The sequence below is a fragment of the Noviherbaspirillum aerium genome, from assembly GCF_008929045.1.
Classification (GTDB): Bacteria; Pseudomonadota; Gammaproteobacteria; order Burkholderiales; family Burkholderiaceae_D; genus Noviherbaspirillum; species Noviherbaspirillum aerium.
On record NZ_VFAH01000003.1, the window covers coordinates 125,691 to 148,470 of the forward strand.

The 22,780-nt window shown below is 61.1% G+C and carries 18 protein-coding genes and 2 tRNA genes; 9 read left to right on the top strand and 11 right to left on the bottom strand.

Annotation, left to right across the window (positions count from 1 at the left end; translation table 11 throughout):
- Positions 1 to 72 precede the first annotated feature (72 nt).
- The 6 genes from leuD to aroC form a co-directional block, all read right to left on the bottom strand.
- Entirely contained in the window at positions 73 to 720 is a 648-nt protein-coding gene (gene leuD, locus FH061_RS06415) for a 3-isopropylmalate dehydratase small subunit (protein ID WP_151634180.1), read from the bottom strand.
- Between the two features lie 75 nt (positions 721 to 795).
- Positions 796 to 918 carry an entericidin A/B family lipoprotein gene (locus tag FH061_RS06420; RefSeq protein ID WP_151634182.1) on the bottom strand — a complete coding sequence of 41 codons (123 nt, stop codon included), beginning with the start codon at positions 916 to 918 and terminating at the stop codon, positions 796 to 798.
- Positions 919 to 940: 22 nt separating this feature from the next.
- Complete coding sequence (gene leuC, locus FH061_RS06425; RefSeq protein WP_151634619.1) at positions 941 to 2,344, bottom strand: 3-isopropylmalate dehydratase large subunit; 1,404 nt, start codon at positions 2,342 to 2,344, stop codon at positions 941 to 943.
- A gap of 150 nt (positions 2,345 to 2,494) precedes the next feature.
- Positions 2,495 to 3,319, bottom strand: a complete 825-nt coding sequence (locus tag FH061_RS06430) for a M48 family metallopeptidase (protein ID WP_151634184.1) — start codon at positions 3,317 to 3,319, stop codon at positions 2,495 to 2,497.
- Positions 3,316 to 4,572, bottom strand: a complete 1,257-nt coding sequence (locus tag FH061_RS06435) for an MFS transporter (protein WP_151634186.1) — start codon at positions 4,570 to 4,572, stop codon at positions 3,316 to 3,318. The genes FH061_RS06430 and FH061_RS06435 overlap by 4 nt, the downstream gene beginning before the upstream one ends.
- Positions 4,573 to 4,613: 41 nt before the next feature.
- Positions 4,614 to 5,714, bottom strand: coding sequence for a chorismate synthase (aroC, locus tag FH061_RS06440; protein WP_151634188.1), 1,101 nt, complete (start codon positions 5,712 to 5,714; stop codon positions 4,614 to 4,616).
- A 398-nt stretch (positions 5,715 to 6,112) separates the two neighbouring features.
- Here aroC and FH061_RS06445 point away from each other — a divergent pair, with 398 nt between their 5' ends.
- The gene (locus FH061_RS06445) at positions 6,113 to 8,383 is read left to right on the top strand and encodes a putative bifunctional diguanylate cyclase/phosphodiesterase (protein ID WP_225984514.1); all 2,271 of its coding nucleotides are present in this window, start codon (positions 6,113 to 6,115) and stop codon (positions 8,381 to 8,383) included.
- 389 nt (positions 8,384 to 8,772) lie between these two features.
- Entirely contained in the window at positions 8,773 to 12,039 is a 3,267-nt protein-coding gene (locus FH061_RS06450; RefSeq protein ID WP_192804944.1) for a PAS domain S-box protein, read from the top strand.
- A 52-nt stretch (positions 12,040 to 12,091) separates the two neighbouring features.
- Here FH061_RS06450 and FH061_RS06455 read toward each other — a convergent pair whose 3' ends face one another.
- Positions 12,092 to 13,978: an MFS transporter gene (locus tag FH061_RS06455; protein WP_151634192.1), complete on the bottom strand. Its 1,887-nt coding sequence runs from the start codon at positions 13,976 to 13,978 to the stop codon at positions 12,092 to 12,094.
- A 317-nt stretch (positions 13,979 to 14,295) separates the two neighbouring features.
- The gene (locus FH061_RS06460) at positions 14,296 to 14,742 is read right to left on the bottom strand and encodes a CBS domain-containing protein (RefSeq protein ID WP_151634194.1); all 447 of its coding nucleotides are present in this window, start codon (positions 14,740 to 14,742) and stop codon (positions 14,296 to 14,298) included.
- A 198-nt stretch (positions 14,743 to 14,940) separates the two neighbouring features.
- Here FH061_RS06460 and FH061_RS06465 point away from each other — a divergent pair, with 198 nt between their 5' ends.
- From FH061_RS06465 to FH061_RS06475, 3 genes are all read left to right on the top strand, one after another.
- Positions 14,941 to 16,260: an O-acetylhomoserine aminocarboxypropyltransferase gene (locus FH061_RS06465; RefSeq protein ID WP_151634196.1), complete on the top strand. Its 1,320-nt coding sequence runs from the start codon at positions 14,941 to 14,943 to the stop codon at positions 16,258 to 16,260.
- A gap of 1 nt (position 16,261) precedes the next feature.
- Complete coding sequence (locus FH061_RS06470) at positions 16,262 to 17,065, top strand: alpha/beta fold hydrolase (protein ID WP_151634198.1); 804 nt, start codon at positions 16,262 to 16,264, stop codon at positions 17,063 to 17,065.
- A gap of 214 nt (positions 17,066 to 17,279) precedes the next feature.
- A complete protein-coding gene (locus tag FH061_RS06475) occupies positions 17,280 to 17,597 on the top strand; it encodes a DUF962 domain-containing protein (RefSeq protein WP_151634200.1) in 318 nt (105 codons plus the stop codon).
- Between the two features lie 15 nt (positions 17,598 to 17,612).
- On the opposite strand, the gene FH061_RS06480 is transcribed toward FH061_RS06475, so the two are convergent.
- The gene (locus FH061_RS06480; protein ID WP_151634202.1) at positions 17,613 to 18,944 is read right to left on the bottom strand and encodes a YihY family inner membrane protein; all 1,332 of its coding nucleotides are present in this window, start codon (positions 18,942 to 18,944) and stop codon (positions 17,613 to 17,615) included.
- 50 nt (positions 18,945 to 18,994) lie between these two features.
- Between FH061_RS06480 and wrbA the strand changes: the two genes are divergently transcribed.
- Genes wrbA through FH061_RS06500 form a run of 4 tightly spaced genes read left to right on the top strand, consistent with a single transcriptional unit; the run spans position 18,995 to position 21,884 of the window.
- Positions 18,995 to 19,606 carry an NAD(P)H:quinone oxidoreductase gene (gene wrbA, locus FH061_RS06485; RefSeq protein ID WP_151634204.1) on the top strand — a complete coding sequence of 204 codons (612 nt, stop codon included), beginning with the start codon at positions 18,995 to 18,997 and terminating at the stop codon, positions 19,604 to 19,606.
- Complete coding sequence (locus FH061_RS06490; RefSeq protein WP_151634206.1) at positions 19,603 to 19,995, top strand: DUF2069 domain-containing protein; 393 nt, start codon at positions 19,603 to 19,605, stop codon at positions 19,993 to 19,995. The genes wrbA and FH061_RS06490 overlap by 4 nt, the downstream gene beginning before the upstream one ends.
- Complete coding sequence (locus FH061_RS06495; RefSeq protein WP_151634208.1) at positions 19,992 to 21,398, top strand: FAD-binding oxidoreductase; 1,407 nt, start codon at positions 19,992 to 19,994, stop codon at positions 21,396 to 21,398. Before FH061_RS06490 ends, FH061_RS06495 begins: the two co-directional genes overlap by 4 nt.
- An 18-nt stretch (positions 21,399 to 21,416) precedes the next feature.
- Entirely contained in the window at positions 21,417 to 21,884 is a 468-nt protein-coding gene (locus FH061_RS06500; protein ID WP_151634210.1) for a DUF4124 domain-containing protein, read from the top strand.
- A gap of 39 nt (positions 21,885 to 21,923) precedes the next feature.
- On the opposite strand, the gene FH061_RS06505 is transcribed toward FH061_RS06500, so the two are convergent.
- Together FH061_RS06505 and FH061_RS06510 are read right to left on the bottom strand one after the other, a co-directional pair.
- Positions 21,924 to 22,000, bottom strand: a tRNA-Arg gene (locus tag FH061_RS06505).
- Between the two features lie 449 nt (positions 22,001 to 22,449).
- A tRNA-Pro gene (locus FH061_RS06510) sits at positions 22,450 to 22,526 on the bottom strand.
- Positions 22,527 to 22,780 lie beyond the last annotated feature (254 nt).

A 22,780-nucleotide genomic window follows, 5' to 3' on the forward strand; every position in this document is an offset into this window, starting at 1 on the left:
TTCGATCATCCGGTCAGGCCGAAAGCAAGCGACTGGCTGCAATCGCGATCCTTCGCCGACGCGGCCAGGCGTTTAGATGGTGTTGGCCAGCCACGGATGCGATGCCAGGTGGCGCTCTTCGAATGCACGGATCTTGTCCGCCTGACGCAACGTGAGGCCGATATCGTCCAGGCCGTTGAGCAGGCAATACTTGCGGAATCCATCCACCTCGAACGGGAAGCTGGCGCTGCCGTTGACGGTGCGCACCGCTTGCGCTTCCAGGTCGACCACCAGGCGATATCCCGGGAATGCCTTGACTTCATTGAACAACTGGTCGACCTGGCTTTCGGTCAGCACGATCGGCAGCAAGCCGTTCTTGTAACAGTTGTTGAAGAAGATATCGGCAAAGCTCGGAGCAATGACGGCACGGAACCCGTACTGCTGCAATGCCCAGGGCGCATGCTCGCGTGACGATCCGCAGCCGAAGTTCTTGCGGGTCAGCAGAATGGAAGCGCCCTGGAACTGGGGCTGGTTGAGCACGAAATCCGGGTTGAGCGGACGCTTGGAGTTATCCATGCCCGGCTCGCCGTGGTCAAGATAGCGCCATTCATCAAACAGATTGGGGCCGAAGCCGGAGCGCTTGATCGACTTCAGGAACTGCTTCGGAATGATCGCATCGGTATCGACGTTGGCGCGGTCCAGCGGCGCGACCAGCCCTTCATGTACGGTAAATTTATCCATGGTTTCCAACTTGACGGCGTCGGCGATGATCTTCCTCTCAGGGAGAAAGCCGTTTCGCCTTCGGCCGGTTATCGTTTATCTCTTCGCAGCGCTTTCCACCACTTCGCCGACCTTCTTCACATCCTTGCCGACGCCTTGAACGGTGTTGCAGCCGGCCAGGGCCAATGCGGAAAGCAGCAATGCAAACATTGTTTTCATGTTTTTCTCCCTTTACTGCAGCTCAGCGAATGGCGCGCACGTCGACGAAATGACCCTCCACGCCGGCGGCCGCGGCCATTGCGGGCGATACCAGGTGCGTGCGCCCGCCCTGCCCCTGGCGTCCCTCGAAGTTGCGGTTCGATGTCGAAGCGCAGCGCTCGCCCGGCTCGAGCCGGTCGGCGTTCATGGCCAGGCACATCGAACAGCCCGGTTCGCGCCATTCAAAGCCCGCGTCCTTGAAGATCTTGTCCAGTCCCTCGGCTTCGGCCTGTGCCTTCACCAAGCCGGAGCCCGGCACCACCATCGCCACCTTGACGTTGGAAGCACGCTGCTTGCCGCGCACGACCGCGGCCGCGGCGCGCAGGTCCTCGATACGGGAATTGGTGCAGGAGCCGATGAACACCTTGTCGATGCGGATATCGGAAATGGCGGTATTGGGTTTCAGGTCCATGTAGACCAGCGCCTTTTCCATGGCGTCGCGCTTGACGGCATCCTTTTCCTTGTCGGGATCGGGCACGCGGTCATCGATCGAGACCACCATTTCAGGCGAGGTGCCCCAGGTGACCTGGGGCCGGATTTCGGCGGCGTTGAGCGTAACGACCATGTCGAACTTGGCGCCCGGATCCGAATGCAGCGTACGCCAGTAATCGACAGCGCGGTCCCAGTGCGGCCCGACGGGAGAATACGGACGGTTCTTGACGTAATTGATGGTGGTGTCGTCGACCGCGACCATGCCGGCTCGCGCGCCCGCTTCGATCGCCATGTTGCAGATCGTCATGCGGCCTTCCATCGACAGCGAGCGGATGGTGGAACCCGCGAATTCGATCGCATAGCCGGTGCCGCCGGCGGTGCCGATCTTGCCGATCACGGCCAGCACGATATCCTTGGCGGTCACGCCGAACGGCAGCGCGCCGTCGACTTGCACCAGCATGGCTTTCGACTTCTTCGCCAGCAAGGTCTGGGTCGCCAGCACATGCTCGACTTCCGACGTGCCGATGCCATGCGCCAGGCAGCCGAAGGCGCCATGGGTGGAGGTATGCGAATCACCGCACACCACGGTCATGCCCGGCAGCGTCGCGCCCTGTTCCGGTCCGATCACATGGACGATGCCCTGGCGCTTGTCGGCCATGCTGAAATAAGTCAGGCCATAGTTTTTCGCGTTGGCGTCGAGAGTCTCGACCTGCAGGCGCGATACCGGATCGGCAATGCCGTTGGCGCGGTCGGTCGTCGGCACATTGTGGTCGGCCACCGCCAGATTGGCGGAAATGCGCCAGGGCTGACGCCCTGCCAGCTTCAAGCCTTCGAAGGCTTGCGGACTGGTCACCTCATGCACCAGGTGACGATCGATATAGAGAATGGCAGTCCCGTCCTCTTCGGTATGGACTACGTGCGATTCCCAGAGTTTGTCGTAGAGCGTTCGGACCATATTCAAGAGCGTGCAGAGCAGCGCAAAACGGTGAAAATAGCCTTGGATTATGCCATAGTTGAGCAGGCTCAAACGAGGAAGGCGGCTTACGCCGCCAATGAAAAATGCCCGCTGGCGCAAGCCGCGGGCGTTTTATTGGATTTCTGGCAATCAGCGCGTCTTTTTCGCCTGTTCGTAGAGCGGCATGACGCGTTGCGAATAGGCGGAAAGGTCGCTCAGCCGGTCGGACTGCGACGGGTGGGTGGAAAGAAACTTGGGCGTGCCGCCGCCTCCGAGCTGCCCCATCTTTTGCCAGAGCGTAATGGCAGCCCGGGGATCATAGCCGGCGCGCGCCGCAAGTTCGATTCCAAGCCTGTCGGCTTCGGTTTCATGAGCACGAGAGTTCGGCAGGCCGACAAGACCCATGTAGGCATACTGGGCACCCTGCTGTCCGATCTGCCCCAGGCCTAGCAGCGCGCTGCCGACCGAAATCACTCCGCTGGCGAACATCTGCTCCGAAGCGCGCTCGCGCGCATGTTCCCTCAAGGCATGGGCGATTTCATGCCCCATTACCGCGGCCAGTTCATCATCCGTCGCCTGCAGCTTTTCAATCAGACCGCTATAGACCGCCATCTTGCCACCAGGCATGCACCAGGCGTTGACTTCGGGCGATGTGAGCACATTGACTTCCCATGCCCAGCCGCGCGCATCCGGACGGAATACCGTCGTTTGCGGAACGATCCGTGCCGCGATGGCCTTGATCCTCGCAACCTGGGCAGGATTCCGGTTGAGCGTTCCCTTGCGTGCTTCCTCGGCGATCAGCTGCGCATATTGTTCGCGTGCCGCCTGTTCCAGCGCATCCGCGGAAACCGCCATCTTCTGTTCCCGGTTGACGCCGACCACGCCGCCCTGGGTCGTCTGCACCGTTTCGCATGCGGTCAGGGCCAGCATGGAAGAAGCGAACACGGCGTGCCTGAACATCGTCTTGAATTTCATTGTCTCTCCTCATCGTTCTGCCATCGATATGACAAGGCCGCGGCAAGCGCGCCGGCCAGTGAAAACAAAGCTGCCGCCAGATAGACTGCCTGGGAACCGAATGTATCCCATAGGGCGCTCAGCACCAGTCCGCCCAAGGTGCCCCCCAGGCCATAGGAGATGCTGGTGAACAGTGCCTGCCCGCGCGCCTGCAGCGGCCCGGAGAACCAGCGCTGCAGGGTGATGATGGAGGCTGAATGGTGCACTCCGAAGGTCACCGCGTGCATTGCCTGCGCTGCCAGCAGCAAGACCAGCGACTGCGCGCCGAAACCGATCATCAGGAATCGAAGCGCCGCAACCAGCAGGCTGGCGAACATGAGACGCCTGACGCCGAACCGGCGAAACAACGGTGCCTGATAGAAAAAGAAAACGATTTCCGCTACCACGCCCACCGACCACATCAAGCCTATCACCGTGTTGCTATAGCCGATTTGCGCCAGATACAAGGAAAGGAACACGTACAGCGATGCGTGCGCCGCGATCATCAGGAAGGTAGACGCAAAAAAGGCGATGACTTCACGGCGCCGCAGCAGGTCCGGCAATGATGCTTTCGGCTTCGCGCCATCGTCATGCGCTGTCTCGCGCATGCGCAGACTGCTGGCGAACACCAGGACCAGCAGCGCGAAAGCGATCCACGGCATGGTATCGACGCCATAGCGGTCGAGCAGCGGACCGGCAAGGGCGACGCTGGCAATGAAGCCGACGGAGCCCCATAGCCGCAACCTGCCGTAGGGCGAGTAATCGCCGCGCATTTCGGCAAGGATCAGCGCCTCGGACAAGGGATTCTGCGCACTGGCAAACAGATTGAACACCACCATCGCCAGGAAAAAATGCGCGAATGTCTGGCCGAAGAATATGCCGGTAAAGCTGACCACCGCCGCCAATGCGGTCAGACGCAGAACCGTCGCCCGCCTCTGATGGCGATCAGCCACCCAGCCCCAGAGATTGGGGCCGATCACACGCATGGCCTGCATGAGGGAGAGCAGCACGCCCACCTGCGTGGCCGTCAGTCCCTTCGCCGCAAAATAGAGGCTGGCATAGGGCGAGAAGACGCCGACATAGCCGTAGTAGGCAAAGAAAAACAGCGCGAAACTGAATGTTTGCCGGGACCAGGAAGCGGGCTGCACAAGAAAGGATATCGACGGAAACGGATGGCCCGGCGCGCCCGGGATGCCTGCTGCAGGGTGCCGGTCGGTGGCCGGCCCTTGATACATCGGCGCCGGTCACCGGCAGGAAAAGCAATGACGCCCGGCGTCTACCTTGACTGCAGCGCGATGTCCGGCGTGTCGACGCGCACATCGCCGCACTGCGCGCGATGGCGCAGCACATGATCCATCAGCACCAGCGCCAGCATGGCTTCGGCGATCGGCGTGGCACGGATGCCGACGCAGGGATCATGGCGGCCGAAGGTTTCGACATTGATCGGATTGCCTGCCTTGTCGATCGACGGACGCGGCGAGCGTATGCTGGAGGTCGGCTTGATCGCGATGGACACCGTGATGTCCTGGCCGGTGGAAATACCGCCGAGCACGCCGCCGGCATTGTTGGTCGCGAAGCCTTGCGGCGTCAGCGCGTCGCCGTGTTCGGTGCCCTTCTGCGATACCGATTTGAAGCCGGCGCCGATTTCCACGCCCTTGACCGCATTGATGCCCATCATCGCATAGGCGATATCCGCATCCAGCTTGTCGAACAGCGGCTCGCCGAGGCCGACCGGAACATTCCGGGCAACGACATCGATGCGCGCGCCGCAGGAATCGCCATCCTTGCGAAGCTGGTCCATGTACTCCTCGAGCCGGGGGATCATCGTGGCATTGGCGGCGAAGAACGGATTGTGGCGCACATGATCCCAGGACTCGAAAGGAATGGCCAGTTCGCCGAGCTGACTCATGCAGCCCATGAATGTGATGCCGTGGGCCTGGGACAGCCATTTCCGGGCGATGGCGCCGGCCCCGACCACCGGCGCGGTCAGACGCGCCGAGGACCGTCCGCCGCCGCGCGGATCGCGGATTCCGTACTTGTGCCAGTAGGTGTAGTCGGCATGGCCGGGACGGAAGGTATCCAAAATATTGCCGTAATCCTTGCTGCGCTGATCCTCGTTGCGAATGAGCAGCGCAATCGGCGTACCGGTCGTCCTTCCTTCATACACGCCGGACAGGATTTCCACCCGGTCCGCCTCGTTGCGCTGCGTGACATGACGCGAGGTGCCCGGCTTGCGCCGGTCAAGCTCCGGCTGGATGTCCGCTTCCGACAGCTCCATGCCAGGCGGACAGCCGTCCACTACGCATCCGATGGCCGGTCCATGCGACTCGCCGAAAGTGGTAACGGTAAAGATTGCGCCAAAGGTATTGCCGGACATGATGGTATGCAGTAAGTCGGGAAAACGGTGATTTTAACTTATCGGCAGTAACGCCCGGCCAAAATGTCGCCTGGGAGACAAGTTGCAGTTTTCCCCGAAATGAAAAGAATGGCATTTTCTGGATGAATGCCCGTGTTTCACAAAAATCAATGAGTGGCGCCAATTTGCGACATTCCCCGCTACCGGCACGCAGGGAGACCGCACGCCGTTACTTTCCGCATTGCATGCCAAACGAATATGGTGCAACATCCGAGAAACGCTTGCAGGCCAGCAATACTTGACACGGCACCCGGCGTGATCCGGCTATTGCGGCTTTCAGGCTGATTGCATGAGGCAAGCCGGTGTGTCGGTAGCGCCTTCACACTCCTAATTGCCTGGAATGCAATGCATGAACGTACATGAATGAACCGGATGGGCTGCTGGAGAAAACCATGAACAGGTCGGACATGTCCGATGACGAGGATCTCGTATTTCTCGCTGAAGGCCCGGCTGAGCCAGAATCGCTCGACACACCGCCGGCCTCTGATGGCTGGCGCATATTGATCGTCGACGACGATACCGACGTGCATACGGCCACCCTGTTCGCCCTGGGCAAGCTGGAAATGCAGCAGCGCCCGCTCGAATTCCTGCATGCCTATTCGGCCGCGGAGGCCCGTACCATACTGGCTGCGGAAAGCGATCTGGCGGTGATTCTGCTGGATGTGGTCATGGAACGGGAAGACTCCGGCCTGCAGCTGGTCAGGCACATCCGGGAAGAACTCAAGCTGAGCGAAGTCCGCATCATCCTGCGCACCGGCCAGCCCGGTTACGCGCCTGAAATCGACGCGATCCGCGACTTCGACATCAACGATTACAAGACCAAGTCGGAACTTACCCGCATCAAGCTCTACACCGCTGTGGCCACGGCCATCCGCTCCTATGAGCAGATACGCGCGATCAATGCCAGCAGACGCCGCCTCGACCGGATTGCCCGTGCAAGCACCGATCTGATGACGGCTCATGGACTGGAAAATTTCGCCTACGGAATCATCAACCACGCATCGGCCGTCTTCGATATTCCCAACAACGGCCTGGTATGCATTCAGGAGCATGGTCGGGACCGCACTGGCGAATTGTTCGTGATCGCCGCCTCGGGCCGCTATAGTCCGGCTGCCGACACGGCACTCGATGCGGGGCAGGATGCCCGTCTGCAGCGTCTGCTGCTGCGCGCTCTCAAGGAGCGCCGCAACATCTTTGATGCCGACGGCGTGGCGCTCCACCTCGGAGGCAACGCCAACCGCAATTTCGCCGCGGTGCTCGATATTGAAAGGCCGCTCGATGAGATCGACCGCAGCCTGATGGAAGTCTTCTGCCGCAACATCATGGTCGGGCTCGACAACATCCTGCTGATGACGCGACTGGAAACCTTTGCGTTCTACGATCCGCTGACCAAACTGCCGAACCGCACCCGCCTCCGGGAACTCGTCGACAAGGCGCTGGGCGGCCAAGCCCGCGGCGACGCCACGCTCGCGCTGGTTGACATCGACCATTTTTCCGAGACCAATGACGCCCTGGGACATCAGTTCGGCGACCTGCTGCTGCTGGGCGTCGCGGCCCGGCTGAAGAAGCATCTCGGCAGCCAGCTTGTGGTAGGCCGCGTCGGCGGCGACACCTTCGGCGTGCTGGGCGAGGCGTGCCTCGTCAATCCCTCCATCCTGCTGGAACTGTTCAGCAGGCCCTTCAGGATCGATGGACAGGAAGTGCAATTGACGGCGACCGCCGGCCTGCTGCGCCTGGACGACTACGAAGGCAGCGGCGCCGATGCGCTCAAGGATGCCGACATCGCGCTCAAGCGCGCCAAGCTGCTGCAGCGCGCGGGCCACTTCTACTTCACGCGGAATATGGGTGTCGATATCCGGGAGCGGGTCCGGATGATGCATGCACTGCGCACGGCCATTGATGAACAGGAAATGTTCGTGGTCTATCAGCCGCAGATCGACCTGGCCACGCGACGCGCGGTGGGCGCCGAAGCGCTGCTGCGATGGAAAACCAGGGACGGCAATTTCATACCGCCCGACCGTTTCATTCCGATTGCCGAGTTTTCCGGGCTGATCATCAAGATCGGCGAGCGCGTATTGAGGGAGGCCTGCCGCGAACTGGTCAGGCTGCAGGCGCTCGGCTTCACCGACTTCACCATGTCGGTCAACGTGTCGCAAGTGCAATTCCGCCATCCCCGCTTCCTGGACATGCTTGAGGCCGTGCTGGCCGAGACTGGCGCGCCCGCATCCCAGATCGAGCTGGAAATCACCGAGTCCATCGCGATGGAAGATCCGGATGTGCTGATCGACCTGCTCCGGAGGATCAAGCACACCGGCGTCAGCATTGCCATTGACGATTTCGGCACCGGCTTCTCGTCGCTCAGCTACCTGCAGCGCCTGCAGGCGGACCGCCTGAAGATCGACCGCCTCTTCGTCACCGAGATCACCAGTGCGTCGCGGGGCAGCAGCATCGCCGAGATGGTGATCCAGCTTGGCCGCAATCTCGGCATGTCGGTGGTCGCGGAAGGCGTGGAGGATGAACGCCAGGCCGCCATCCTGTCCTCGCTCGGCTGCCCTCTGGCACAGGGTTATCTGTTCGCGCGGCCTATGCCGTTCGATCAGCTTGCCGGCTGGCTTCGCGACAACCCCTAGGCCGATCCGGGGCGTCGTTTCCGATCACCGGCAAACGGTCGAACCGGACATATTCGCAGGCGGCAAGGACGCCCTGCCCTGCGATCACTTATTGATTCGGCCCGAAGAATGCTTCATTTTTCGGGCCGCCGATCTCACCCTCCACCTCTGGGAGAGGGCCGGGGTGAGGGGGGCCGGTCCAGGCTATTTTCGGGCCGATCTATAGTTCTAGTGGTGCGAGTTGAAAATGAGTTGAAGGCAAACAGGGCGGAGTCATGCCGGGACAAGGAAAAGAGCACGGCAAGGCCGAGGCCTGGCGCGCCTTGTTGACGCGGTACCGGCGTGACTCCCGTCCATTATTTGACCAACGAATTTTTACCCGCGCCACTGGCTGGAACAGGATATCAACGATGTTTAGTGGACGCACCCTGACCCTTCGCCGCGCGATTGTCTTGACAGTCGTGCTTGGCCTGCTGATTCCGGTACTGCTCATCAGCGGATATTCCTGGTTCAAGCAATATACCGACGATATCAGGAAGCAGACCTGGGAAGTCCTGCACCAGAATGCGGACATCCTTTCCAATGGCATGCAGGAACCGCTGTGGAACATCAACCAGGAGAGCGGCAATGCGCTGATGGAGGCCATGATGGTGCGCAATCCCGACATCGTGCGCATTGAAGTGCGGGACAACGCGCTCGGCGTCTTTGTGTCCGCCGAAAACCCCGAACGCCGCGACGGCTTTACCGCCATGGCGGACAAGCCGGTCATGTATCGGGGCAATACGATCGGCTCGGTCAAGATCGAGGTCGGCAGTGCGCAACTGCGGCAGGTCATGATCAAGGGCCTGATCAGCTCCATTGCCGCGGTAATGGCGCAGGCCGTACTCTCCATCGTACTCATCCTGATTCTGCTTGATCGCCGCCTGGTACGCCCGCTGCAGCGCCTGGGCGCTGGCGCGGAACGACTGGCCAGCCGCGAACTCGACATCCCGTTCACCTGGCAGCGGCTGGACGAGATCGGCCTGCTCAGCCGGCGCATGGAAGATACCCGCATCCGACTGGGCAAGCTGTTCGAAGAGCTGGATGAAAAGAATCGCGAACTGGAAGAGGATATCGACAAGCGCAAGCGCATCGAGCAGGAACTGCACGAGCGCGAGGAACGCTATCGCGCGCTCGTCGAGCAGAGCCCGATTGCCATTATCGAATGGGATGCGCAGTTCAAGGTCATCGAATGGAATGCCGCGGCCGAACGCATCTTCGGCTATCCGCGGGAACAGGCTGTCGGCCGCAGCGCCTCATTCATCATGTACGAGGCCGGCCCGGACAGCCTTGCAAGGCTGTTCCGCCCGCTCACCGAACGCCGGGGCTATTCCAGCAGCATCGGCCTGAATCTTCGCGCCGACGGTCAGGTCATCACCTGCCAATGGAGCCATACCCATATCGCCGATGATGCCGGCAGGACCGGGCGGCTGCTTTCCATTGCGGAAGACGTTACCGAAAAACGGCGGGCGGAACAGGCCTTGAGCCTGTCGGAAGCCAAATTCGCGGGCGCTTTCCAGGACAATCCGGACTCCATTTCCATTTCCCGCGTCAGCGATGGCGTGCTGATCGACATCAACGAAAGCTTCATTGGGTTGACCGGATTCCGGCGCGAGGAAATCGTGGGCCAGACCGCATATGACCTGCACCTCTGGGCTCGCCCCGAGCAGCGCAGAGGTTTGCTGGAAGCCATCGGCAATGACCGGATGGTGCGCAACTTCGAGTGGGAGATGCGCACCAAGCCAGGCATCGTGCGCAAGTGCGTGACGAACGCAACAGCCTTCAACGCCGGCAATGAGCGGTACATGCTGGCAGTCATCCGCGACGTTACCGACCAGCGCCTGCTGGAGGAACGCAAGGCCGAAGCCGACCGGGCATTGATGCGGCTTGCCCAGGGAACGCACGACATGACCGGCGAATCGTTCTTCGAACTGCTGGTGGCGGATCTGGCTTCCGCACTGCGGACCGATTGCGCGCTGATTGCGCTATGCGCACCGGAAGAGACAGCCAAGCTGCGTACCATTGCCGCCCATGTGCGCGGGCATACGGTGGAAGACTTTGACTACCTCAGCATCGGCACGCCTTGCTCGCGCACGCTTGCGGGCGAGCTTCATGTGGTGCCCTCGGGCATACGCGACAGCTATCCGCTGCAATCCAGTCCGCTTGAGGAAGGCTGGGAAAGCTATGCAGGCGCCCCCCTGCGCGACACCGCCGGAAATCCGATCGGCGTGCTGGCCATCATGCATTCCGAGCCGCTGGGCAACCCGGACCTGGTCAAGTCGCTGCTCCAGGTATTCAGCGAGCGCGCATCGGCGGAACTGGAACGCAAGCGCACCGAAGAAAAACTGCTCAACAGCGAACGGCGGCTTTCCACCATCTTCGAATGGTCGCCGGTCGCCATGTTCGTTACCGAAATCCACGGCCGCTACGCCATCAAGGACGTCAATCATGCGTTCGAGCAGCTGTTCCGGCGCCAGCGGGACCTGATCGCGGGACGCAATGCCGACGAGATCGGGCTTTACTGCGACGTGGGCGATGGTGCGTCGCTCATCGCGGAACTGGAACAGACCGGCGTCTCGCGAAGCCGGCGCGAGATCTGGATGAACCGCGGCGACGGCGGCAAGGTGCTGGCGCAGTTCTCGGCGCATACCTTCTCGCTGAACGGAGAAAGCTTCGCCATCGTCGCGTGCGTCGACATGACTTACAAGCACCATATCGAGAATGAAATCCGCGAACTGAACGCCAACCTCGAACAGCGGGTGATCGAGCGCACCGAGGAGCTCCAGCATGCGAACCTGGAGCTCGCCTCCACCTTGCAGACGCTGAACATTGCGCAGGAAGAACTGGTACGCAGCGAAAAGCTGGCTGCGCTCGGCTCGCTGGTTGCCGGAGTCGCCCATGAGCTCAACACGCCCATCGGCAACAGCCTGATGGTGGCGAGCACGCTGGCCGACCAGGCCAAGAGCTTCGCCCAGGCTTACGAAGGCAACAGCTTGAAGCGCTCGACGCTGGAAAGCTTCATGCACGACGCCGAACGGGCCGGCGACATCCTGGTGCGCAACCTGCATCGCGCAGCCAACCTGGTCACCAGTTTCAAGCAGGTCGCCGTCGACCAGACCAGCTCGCAGCGGCGCAGGTTCTCCGTTGCGGAAGCCGTTTCGGAAATCATGCTGACGCTTTGGCCGACCCTGCGCAAGACATCCTTCATCGTCAAGCAGGACATCCCCGAAACGCTGCAGATGGATAGTTACCCCGGTCCGCTCGGGCAGGTCATCACCAATCTGGTCAACAACACATTGCTGCATGGATTCGAGGGAAGACACTCGGGAACGGTGGACATCTCCGCGGAAGCGGTGAATGACGGCTGGATCGAAATCACGGTGGCCGACGACGGCATCGGCATTCCTGCTGCCAATCTGAACCGCATCTTCGATCCTTTCTTTACCACCAAGCTGGGTGCCGGCGGCTCGGGGCTGGGCTTGAACATTACCCATAACATCGTGACCGGGATTCTGGGCGGACGCATCCGCGTCCATAGCGAACTCGGCATGGGAACGACATTCGTGCTGTCCATGCCTCTGGTGGCGCCGCAACGCCAGGGCGAAGAGGATCTGTTGCGGCAGGACACCGCCGCCTGATGCGGCGAGCGGCAGGCGGCGAGCCGCAGGGCCGGCTTGCCGCATCCTCCCTCTACTTCCAGCCGCCCCTCAGGCTCAGCACATGCTCATAGAGATGCTCCGGCGTCGCCTTCGTCGGCGGCACCGGCTCGCCGACCACCAGCGAGAGACGGGAAAAGGGCCCGCGCCGGAATGAGCGTCCGAAGGGATTGCCGGGACTGCGCGTCAGCATGCTGCCCCACAGTCCGCGCAGGGCCATGGGAATGACCGGCACTGGGGACCGTTCCAGAATCTTGCTGATGCCATTGCGGAACGCATTCATTTCCCCGGTGGTGGTCAGCTTGCCTTCGGGGAAAATGCAGACCAGCTCGCCTTCATGCAGCGCCTGCGCGATGTCGATAAATGCCTTTTCCATCAGCCAGGGATCTTCCTTGGCCGGCGCGATCGGGATGGCTTTCGCGGTGCGGAAGATCCAGGACAGGACGGGAATCCTGAAGATCCGGTGGTCCATCACGAAGCGGATGGGACGCGGACTGGCCGCCATGATGACCACGGCGTCGACATAGCTGACATGGTTGCACACCAGGACTGCCGCACCCCCTTCCGGAATGCGCTCCTTGTCCACGGTCTGGACGCGATGCACGGTATGGATCAGCATCCACGCCAGGAAGCGCATCAGGAATTCCGGCACCAGCGAGAAGATGTAGATCGCCACCAGCGCATTGGCCAGCGCGGTCGCCATGAACAGTTCGGGAATGGTAAAGCCCATCTTCAGCAGGATCATCGCGAACAGCGCCGCCACCACCATGAACAGGGCATTCATGATGTTCATGCCGGCGATGGTGCGCGACATGTGCTTGCGGTCGCTGCGGGTCTGGATCAGGGCGAACAGCGGAACGATATAGAAGCCGCCGAACACGCCGATCATCACCAGATCGAACAGGATGCGCAGGCTGCCGTCCTGGGAGAGGAAACCTGTCATGTCCACCATCGCGGTATTCGTGTACGCCAGGCTGGCGAGATACAGATCGAATCCGAACACCGACAGGCCGATCGAGCCGAACGGCACCAGTCCGATCTCCACCTTGTGCCCTGACAGTCTTTCGCACAGCAGCGAGCCGGTGCCGATACCAAGCGAAAACACGGTCAGCATGAGGACGAATACGCTATGGTCGCCATGCAGGTAATCCTTGGCATACACCGGGAACTGCGCGAGGATCACCGCGCCGTAGAACCAGAACCAGGAGTTGCCGAGCACCGACAGGAATACCGATCGATTCTGGCGCGTGAACCGGAGATTGCGCATGGTTTCGGTAAGCGGATTCCAGTTGATCTTCAACTCCGGTTCAGGCGCCGGGGAATGCGGAATGCGCCGGCTGAACAGCCAGCCCAGCACGGCGATGCCGATGGTGCCGCAGGCCACCAGTTCAATGCCGATCGGTTTGTACACAACCAGCAGCGCGCCCAGGACTTCTCCCAGCAGGATGCCGACGAAGGTGCCCATTTCGATCACGCCGTTGCCGCCGACCAGCTCCTCGGACTTCAGATGCTGGGGCAAGTAGGCGTACTTGACGGGGCCGAACATCGTGGAATGCAGTCCCATGCCGACCACCGCCGCCACCAGCAGCCAGAGCTCGCGGGTCATCCAGCCAAAAGCGGCCACCGCCATGATGGCAATCTCCATCACCTTCACATAACGCGCCAGGCGCCCCTTCTCGAACTTGTCGGCAAGCTGTCCGGCGGTGGCCGAGAACAGCAGGAAGGGCAGGATGAACAGGCCGGGAATCAGGTTGTTCAGCAAGCCGGAATCCAGCGTGGTCCAGTGCAGCGCGTCATAGGTGAGGACGGTGAGCAGCGCGGTCTTGAATACATTGTCGTTGAACGCGCCCAGGAACTGGGTCCAGAAGAACGGTCCGAAACGGCGTTGACCAAGCAGGGAAAACTGGCTGGATTGGCTCATTGAGGTAAGTGAATTGACTATTCTGAAAACGGATTGCGGCAGCCCGGACCCGCACCCTTCACCGGTGCATGGCGACACCATGCGCAGTGTAGCCGAGCCGTCCGTCGGTGCGCGCCCTTGCTGGGCAAGTCGCGGAAAATGCTACGTCGGGTACTTTGGATGACGGCGCGTCCATCATGAAAAAGCCGTTCATGGCGCAATCCCTGAACGGCTTTTGTCTCTTGAATTATTGGGTGACCAGATCTTTGGATTTCCCGATCCCGGTCTCCGAATTTCGAATGCAGGACCGGCTTCCGGATGAAGCCGGACAACACTCCTCACTCGTCGCTTTCCGCCGGCCAGTCGCGGATGTAAGCCTTGAGCATCTTGTTTTCGAAGCTTTGCGCTTCGAATACCGCCTTGGCCACGTCATAGAAGGAAATCACGCCATACAGGGTCTTGGCGCCGACCACCGGCACATAGCGCGCATGGCGCTCAAGCATCAGCCGGCGCACTTCATTGACCTCCGTATCGGGCGTAATGGTGATCGGGTGATCGTCCATGTGCTTGCGCACCGTGCTCGCGCCGATCTCGCCCTTGTTTTCATACAGTGTCTTGATGACTTCGCGGAAAGTCAGCATCCCCACCAGTTCCCCGAACTCCATGACCACCAGCGAACCGATATCCTTTTCAGCCATGGTGTTGACCGCTTCGGTCAAGGATGTGTCCGGCGTGACGGTATAAAGAATATCGCCTTTGACTTTGAGGATTTCAGAGACTTTCATGGATGGATCCCAACGTGAATTGTAGTTATGGCATGTTTAAATGTAGCTTACCACGAACCGAAAATCCAGAGCAGCCCTCATCCCCGGCGGCAACCGCCCCCGGCGTTCGGTGCTAGCATGTGCGCCATGCAGTGCGATGCAGCCTGCAAGGCAAAACAGTACCGAATAATAGAGAGTAAACCGGAGACCACACGTATCATGAGCAGCCCCAAATACCCCGGCTTCGACACCCTGTCGCTGCATGCCGGCGCCACGCCCGATCCCGTCACGGGCGCGCGCGCCACGCCGATCTACCTGACCACTTCCTTCGTCTTCAAGGATTCCGACCACGCGGCATCGCTGTTCAACATGGAACGCGCCGGCCATGTCTATTCGCGCATTTCCAATCCGACCAACGCCGTCCTGGAAGAACGCATCGCGGCGCTGGAAGGCGGCGTGGCGGGGATCGCCGTGGCCAGCGGACAGGCGGCCATGCATCTCGGACTGGCGACCATCGCCGGCGCCGGCTCGCATGTCGTCGCTTCCCGTGCGCTGTACGGCGGTTCGCAGAATCTGCTTGCCTACACGATGAAGCGCTTCGGCGTCGAAACCACCTTCGTCGATCCGCGCGATATCGACGCCTGGCGCAGTGCCATCCGCCCCAATACCAAGGTGCTGTTCGGCGAAACCCTGGGCAATCCCGGCCTCGACGTACTCGACATTCCGAGCATCGCGGCGCTCGCGCACGAGCATTACCTGCCGCTGATGGTGGACGCCACCTTCACTACGCCCTATCTGCTCAAGCCTTTCGATCACGGCGCCGACCTGATTTTCCACTCCGCCACGAAATTCCTGAGCGGACACGGCACCGCCATCGGTGGCCTGCTGGTGGACGGGGGCACCTTCGACTGGCAGCAGGCTTACGAAAAGACCGGCCATTTCGCCGAGCTCTGCGCGCCCTACGATGGCTTTCACGGCATGGTGTTTTCCGAGGAATCGAGCGTCGCCGCCTTTTCCCTGCGCGCCAGGCGCGAAGGCCTGCGCGACTTCGGCGCCGTGATGAGCCCCCATAACGCGTTCGCGATCCTGCAGGGCATCGAGACGCTCGGCCTGCGCATGGACCGGCATGTCGCCAATACGCGCAAGGTGGTCGAGTTTCTCGCGGCCCATCCGGCGGTGGAGTCGATTGCCTATCCGGAACTGGAAAGCCATCCCGATCACGCCTTGGCGAAAACCCTGCTGCCCAAAGGTTGCGGCGCGGTATTTTCCTTCAGTATCCGGGGCGACCGGGCGGCGGGACGGCGCTTTGTCGAATCGATGAAACTGTTCTCGCACCTGGCCAATGTCGGCGATGCCAAGTCGCTGGTGATCCATCCCGCGTCCACCACGCATTTCCGCGTGCCCACCGAACAGCTGGCGGCCTCCGGCATTACCGAAGGCACCATGCGCCTGTCGATCGGGCTGGAAGACGCCGACGACCTGATCGAAGACTTGAACCGTGGCCTGAAAGCGGCGCAGAGCGAAAAGAAGGGAGCCTGAGATGATGATCAACGGCAACGGGCACGATGCCTACTGCTATACCGGCGGCAAGCCCTACTCGCCCGAATTGCCAACCGCGGTGTTCGTCCACGGCGCGCAGCATGATCATTCGGTCTGGGCCTTGCAGACCCGCTATTTCGCCCATCACGGCTTCGGCGTGCTGGCGGTGGATCTGCCCGGGCATGGCCGCAGCAAGGGGGAGCCGCTGTCCAGCGTGGAAGCCATGGCGGACTGGCTGCTGGCCCTGCTCGATGCCGCCGGTGCAAGGAACGCCGCGCTGGTCGGCCACAGCATGGGTTCGCTGGTTGCGCTCGAAGCCGCCTGCCGCGCGCCGGAACGCGTCAGCAAGCTGGCGCTGGTGGGCACGGCATATCCGATGCGGGTGTCGGGAGCGCTGCTCGACGCTTCACTGAACGAGGAGCAGAAAGCCATCGACATGGTGAACATCTGGTCGCATTCCACCTTCATGCAAAAGCCCTCATGTCCCGGGCCGGGGTTTTCCGTGCTCGGCGTGAACCGCCGGCTGATGCAGCGCCTGTCCGCGAACCAGCAGGCACCGGTGTTCCATACCGATTTCTCGGCTTGCAATGCCTATGCGAACGGGGAAAACGCGGCACGTGCCGTCACCTGCCCCACGCTCTTCCTCCTCGGCAAGCGCGACATGATGACGCCTCCGAAAGCTGCGTCCGGTCTGGCTGCCATCATCAGCCACGCCCGCACGGTTCAGCTCGACCACTGCGGGCATGCACTGATGTCCGAGCAGCCCGATGCCGTGCTTGATACGCTGTTCGACTTCCTCAGGTAAGCAATACGTGCGGGCGCAACGTGGGCGAAGTGCGGGCGCCTTGCCGCACCGCACCACGGGATTAGGGTTGCATGCCGGAGCGGGCACGACTACTCTGTAAATGTGTCTGCTTGGTGCCAACATGGCGGCGCGGCATCGGAGCACACTGAACTGGCTGTACTCGGCTTCCGCTGCTTCACCGCGTATGCAACCGTAAAATCCCGAGGAGGATGTGATGGCTGATGTCATGCAAAGGGAGTTTTCATCGTTCACCGAGTTCTACCCCGCCTACCTCAGCGAGCACTCGAACCGGACCTGCAGGGAACTGCATTTCATCGGTTCGACGCTTGCCCTGTTCTGCCTGGGCGCACTGATGCTGACCGCGAACCTCTGGTGGCTGCTCGCCGCTCTGGTCTGCGGCTACGGCTTTGCCTGGATCGGCCACTTCTTTTTTGAAAAGAACCAGCCGGCCACCTTCAGACATCCGCTGTACTCCTTCATGGGTGACTGGGTCATGTACTGGCAGATGCTCACCGGGCAGGCGTCCTTCTGAATTCCGCCATCGAAGTCAGGCCGGCTGCACGGGCTCCACCGGCTTTGATACCGGAATTTTTCCGGTGGCGAAATAATCGGCCAGGCTCTGTCCGAGCCCGTCTTCCACCGCGGTCTCGACCTGCCTGGCAAGCGTCGCGTTGCCGCCGGTATTGAACACAAAAACGCGGTAGACGTCGGCCACCTTGAGTTGCCCGGGATTGGCCAGCAGGGTCCATGCATCAAGTCCTTCGGCAAGCCGGGTGCCGAACTTCACCCGCCTCTTCTGTTCCGGCCGGATACGTCCTACCCATCCGGCATCCAGCATCTGCTGCAGCAGCATTTCCGACTCGTCGAATCCCAGCCGCGTCAGCGAACGCAGGGTGCGCGCATCCACCGCGGCGTTGGCGCCCTTCGAACGCGCTTCATTGAGCACCGTGAGAATGGCCATCGCATCGATGAATGCGCTGCCGGGCGTGGGAACATGCCACCAGCGCTCATACTTGACGATCGGCAGCGCGGATGCCAGCACGGCGCCCATCAGGGTGATCCACCATGACACATAGATCCAGATCAGGAACAGCGGCAAGGCAGCCAGAGTGCCGTAAATGACGGTATAAGTCGGAATCTTGGTGATGAAGATGACGAAGACTTTCTTGGCGATTTCAAAGGCCACGGCAGCAAGCAGGCCGCCGCAGGCCGCATCCCTCCAGTCGACGGTACGGTTCGGCACGGTCATGTAAAGCAGCGTGAAGGCGCACATTGTCAGCAGCACCGACAGCAGCGTATAGAAGGTGGCGCCGATCACGGGCAGTCCTGTGATAAGGCCATCGGTGGCGCGGAACAGGTCCGAGGTGAATGTGATCGATACGCCGATCAGCAAGGGGCCGAGGGTAACGATGGCCCAGTAGATGATCAGCCGCTGCGAGAAAGGCCGTGCGGTCCTGACGCGCCAGATCTGGTTGAACGCCCTGTCGACCGTGAGCATCATGATGAGCGCCGTCATGATGAGCACCACCGCCCCGATGGCCGACAGGCGCGTCGCCTTGCTGGCGAACTGGCTGAGATAGCCGAGGATGGTATTGGCAATCGCCTTGGGCATCAGGCTCTTGATGAAGTACGCTTCCAGTCCCTCGCGAAAGGTATTGAACAAGGGAAACGTCGTGAAAATGGCAAAGGCGATCGTGAGAAGGGGCACAAGTGCCAGCACTGTAGTGAAGGTCAGACTCCCCACAACCTGGGGCAAGCGCTCCTCGTTCAGGCGCCGGCGGGCGAACTGGATCAAGCCGTGCACGTCCTCCAGCGGAAAATTGCGGAAGATGGGCAGGGTGAACGGAAATACCCGGCGTGTTTGCGGAGGCTGCGGCATGCGTGTCTGGCAGTGTTTGGCGGGTTCCAAAGCATCCTATAATACCAAGCATGAATTCGTCTGAACTTTCCATCCTCGTTTTATATTATTCCCGCCATGGTTCCACTCGCAAACTGGCCGAACTGATCGCCCAGGGAGTGGAAAGCGTGTCCGGCTGCGAAGCCAGGCTGCGCACCGTGCCCGCCGTGTCCACCGTCGCGGAGGCCGTCGAACCGGATATCCCGAGCGACGGCGCGCCCTATGTCGACCTGCAGGATCTGCGGGAATGCGCCGGCCTGGCACTGGGGTCGCCGACCCGTTTCGGCAACATGGCCGCGGCGGTCAAGTATTTTCTCGACGGGACGACAACCGAGTGGCTGTCGGGCGCGCTGGCGGGCAAGCCGGCTTGCGTGTTCACGTCTACCGGCAGCCTGCACGGCGGCCAGGAATCGACGCTGCTGTCGATGATGATTCCCCTGCTGCATCACGGCATGCTGCTGCTCGGTCTTCCCTATACCCATCCTCAATTGATGACGACCGCCTCGGGCGGGACGCCGTACGGCGCCAGCCACTGGTCGGGCGCGGGCGGCAACCAGCCGCTGTCCGACGATTCGCGCGCCCTCGCGGTGGCGCTCGGCAGACGGCTCGCGGATACCGCGATGCGGTTAAGGAGCGCGGCATGACAAGCAAACTGCAACGGGCCTGCTACTTCGGCGCGGCGGGCAGCCTGGTGATACTGATCCTGCTATGCGTGGCCTGGGAACTCTTCCTCGATCCGCTGCGTCCGGGAGGTTCCTGGATGGTGCTCAAGGTGCTGCCCTTGCTGCTGCCGCTGCGCGGCGTCCTCAAGCGGAACATCTACACCATGCAGTGGTCATCCATGCTGATACTGCTTTACCTGACCGAAGGCATCGTGCGCGCCACCAGCGACAAGGGCCTGTCCGCCATCCTGGGCATGGTCGAGATCGGTCTGGTTTGCGTATTTTTTGTCTGCACCATCATGTTCCTGCGTCCCTACAAGCAGGCGGCCAAGAAACTTGCGCAGCAAGCCATACAAAAAGCATCCAAATGAGCGAATTCATCGATACCTGCCGCACCCTCGTCGGTGCGGCCAATGTGCTGACCGAACCTGCCGACCTTGAACGCTACCTGACCGACTGGCGCAGGCGCTACACCGGCAAGGCGCTGGCAGTGGTGCGACCGGCAAATACCGAAGAAGTGGCGGCGGTGATCAGGCTCTGCAACGAGCATCGCGTGCCGGTCGTTCCGCAGGGCGGCAACACCGGCCTCGTGCTTGGCAGCGTGCCCGACCAGAGCGGCACGGCCATCGTCCTCTCGCTGTCGCGCCTGAACCGCATCCGCAACGTCGATACCATCAACAACACCATGACGGTCGATGCGGGATGCATACTTGAACAGATCCAGAACGCGGCCGAGGAGGCCGGGCGCCTGTTTCCGCTGTCGCTCGCCGCCGAGGGCAGCTGCACGATTGGCGGCAATCTTGCCACTAATGCCGGCGGCACTGCGGTGCTGCGCTACGGCAACGCGCGCGAGCTCTGCCTCGGACTGGAAGTGGTGACTGCGGCCGGCGAAATCTGGGATGGCTTGCGCGGCCTGCGCAAGGACAACACCGGTTACGACCTGCGCGACCTGTATGTCGGCGCCGAAGGCACGCTGGGCATCATCACTGCCGCAGTCATGAAAATTTTCCCGCAGCCGAAAGGCCAGCTGACCGCCCTGGCGGCAATGGAGACGCCCGAACATGCACTGCGGCTGCTGTCGCTGGCGCAGGAGCGCTGCGGCGCCGCGCTGACAGGCTTCGAGCTCATGTCCAATCTCTGCCTGCAACTCGTGACCAAGCATTTCCCGCAGATGCGCCTGCCCTTCCCCCAGCCCTACGCGCAGTATGTGCTGCTGGAGCTGTCCGACAGCGAATCGGAAGACCATGCCAATACGCTGCTCGAAGGCTTGATCACGGAAGCCCTGGAACAGGAGATTGCACAGGATGCGGTAATCGCCTCTTCCATTGCCCAGTCGAAGGCGCTCTGGAATCTGCGCGAGCATATTCCCCTTGCGCAAGCGGAAGAAGGCAAGAACATCAAGCATGACGTGTCGGTGCCGATATCGCTGATCGGCGAGTTCATCCGCGTGACCGATGTGCAGCTGCAGGAACAGTTTCCCGGCTGCCGCATGGTGACGTTCGGTCATCTCGGCGACGGCAATCTGCACTACAACGTATCGCCGCCGGAAGAAGGCTCCCAGGATGCGTTCATCGAACACCAGGCCGCCATCAATCGCGTCGTGCATGACAGCGTTCATCGTTTCAATGGATCGATCTCCGCCGAACACGGCCTCGGCGCGCTCAAGCGCGAGGAAGTTCGTGCCTACAAGTCCGATGTCGAACTGCGGCTGATGCGTACGCTCAAGCAGGCGCTCGACCCGCTCAACATCATGAATCCCGGCAAGGTCATCTGAGGAAATTTGAGGAAACGGATGCGCTATCTTTTCTTTGCGCTGACCGCGGCGCTGCTGACTTTTTCCGGTGCATCGCATGCGGTCTATCGCTGCGACGTGGACGGCAAGACCAGCTACAGCGACCAGCCCTGCGCGAGCGGGCGCAAGCTTGACATCGCCGATGCGCCGCCGGATGCGGCAAGCAATGCACGCCGCATCGAGAAAGGCCTGGCCGCCAGCAAGAAAGAGCTGCGGCAACTGGAAGCGCAGCGTCGAAAGCATGAAGCGGAAGCCAGCAGGAAACGGCAGCGAGCAGAACGAAAACAAGCAGCAATGGACCGGCGCTGCGATTCGCTGGAGCGACGCCAGCGCTGGGCCCGCGACGATGCTGCGGCCGCAACCGGAAAAGCGTCCGACAAGGCAAGGAAAAAGGCGCAGCGCGCTACCGAAGTGTACGAGGGAGAATGCGGAGCGGGAAAGCGCGTACGCCCGCTGCAGTCATCCTGACAACGAGGCAAACGGAATCGTTGGAATACTCGGAAAGTGTGGCCTGCCCAACAGGAGTCGAACCTGTGACCTACGGCTTAGAAGGCCGTTGCTCTATCCAGCTGAGCTATGGGCAGTCTGTGGAATTCCTCGAGTCTGCGTCGAAAGGCGCTTGCGCAGCAAGGCGCAATGACGGCAACGCGATGGATGTATGCTTTGAGCAATAATTGCCTCAGGCCTGCGGATATTACCTCTATTGGCCATTGCTTTCAATGACCATCTGCATGCCGCAAGCATGCGGGTGCGATTGCAGTTGGAATGCCTCGAAGTACATGGCCAGCATGGGCTTATCCAGAAGTCGTATTGGCCATCCGCCCGCATCGCTGCGGGCACGGGAAAGCTGATTGCATCATTCTCGTGACACCTTCAGCAATATTCCATCAGTGCTACTGTTTCAAACTGGCTTGCTGATGGAATTCGCAGAAAATTTCCAACCGAGTCGAATATGCCGGTTTCGAGCCGTATAGAAAAACGGCCTCCGGTTAGTTTTCACTAAATTCGGAAGCCGTATTCATACTGCATTTTCTGGTCGGGGCGACACGATTCGAACGTGCGACCACCTGATCCCAAATCAGGTGCGCTACCAGGCTGCGCTACGCCCCGAGAGCCTTGCATCATACCGATGTCAGGCCTTCCGGTCAATTTATAACTTGCGATTGGACACAAATCGCCGGCTCGTTTTGGATGACCTCTGAAACGGTTCCACTCTGACCTGCCTGCCGGTCACGGTTGAACTGCCGCTGGCACTAGGTTGTGACTCCTTGCCATGCCCTCGCCATGTCACGCCCTGTTCCAGCGGCAATTCAACTCGGCGGCGACCAGGGCCAAGACAAACCCGCCCTCGCCGCCTGATGCCA

Coding starts and splice junctions, on each gene's coding strand:
- leuD (WP_151634180.1), bottom strand. CDS start 720: ATGGATAAATTTACCGTACATGAAGGGCTGGTCGCGCCGCTGGACCGC.
- FH061_RS06420 (WP_151634182.1), bottom strand. CDS start 918: ATGAAAACAATGTTTGCATTGCTGCTTTCCGCATTGGCCCTGGCCGGC.
- leuC (WP_151634619.1), bottom strand. CDS start 2,344: ATGGTCCGAACGCTCTACGACAAACTCTGGGAATCGCACGTAGTCCAT.
- FH061_RS06430 (WP_151634184.1), bottom strand. CDS start 3,319: ATGAAATTCAAGACGATGTTCAGGCACGCCGTGTTCGCTTCTTCCATG.
- FH061_RS06435 (WP_151634186.1), bottom strand. CDS start 4,572: ATGTATCAAGGGCCGGCCACCGACCGGCACCCTGCAGCAGGCATCCCG.
- aroC (WP_151634188.1), bottom strand. CDS start 5,714: ATGTCCGGCAATACCTTTGGCGCAATCTTTACCGTTACCACTTTCGGC.
- FH061_RS06445 (WP_225984514.1), top strand. CDS start 6,113: ATGAATGAACCGGATGGGCTGCTGGAGAAAACCATGAACAGGTCGGAC.
- FH061_RS06450 (WP_192804944.1), top strand. CDS start 8,773: ATGTTTAGTGGACGCACCCTGACCCTTCGCCGCGCGATTGTCTTGACA.
- FH061_RS06455 (WP_151634192.1), bottom strand. CDS start 13,978: ATGAGCCAATCCAGCCAGTTTTCCCTGCTTGGTCAACGCCGTTTCGGA.
- FH061_RS06460 (WP_151634194.1), bottom strand. CDS start 14,742: ATGAAAGTCTCTGAAATCCTCAAAGTCAAAGGCGATATTCTTTATACC.
- FH061_RS06465 (WP_151634196.1), top strand. CDS start 14,941: ATGAGCAGCCCCAAATACCCCGGCTTCGACACCCTGTCGCTGCATGCC.
- FH061_RS06470 (WP_151634198.1), top strand. CDS start 16,262: ATGATGATCAACGGCAACGGGCACGATGCCTACTGCTATACCGGCGGC.
- FH061_RS06475 (WP_151634200.1), top strand. CDS start 17,280: ATGGCTGATGTCATGCAAAGGGAGTTTTCATCGTTCACCGAGTTCTAC.
- FH061_RS06480 (WP_151634202.1), bottom strand. CDS start 18,944: ATGCCGCAGCCTCCGCAAACACGCCGGGTATTTCCGTTCACCCTGCCC.
- wrbA (WP_151634204.1), top strand. CDS start 18,995: ATGAATTCGTCTGAACTTTCCATCCTCGTTTTATATTATTCCCGCCAT.
- FH061_RS06490 (WP_151634206.1), top strand. CDS start 19,603: ATGACAAGCAAACTGCAACGGGCCTGCTACTTCGGCGCGGCGGGCAGC.
- FH061_RS06495 (WP_151634208.1), top strand. CDS start 19,992: ATGAGCGAATTCATCGATACCTGCCGCACCCTCGTCGGTGCGGCCAAT.
- FH061_RS06500 (WP_151634210.1), top strand. CDS start 21,417: ATGCGCTATCTTTTCTTTGCGCTGACCGCGGCGCTGCTGACTTTTTCC.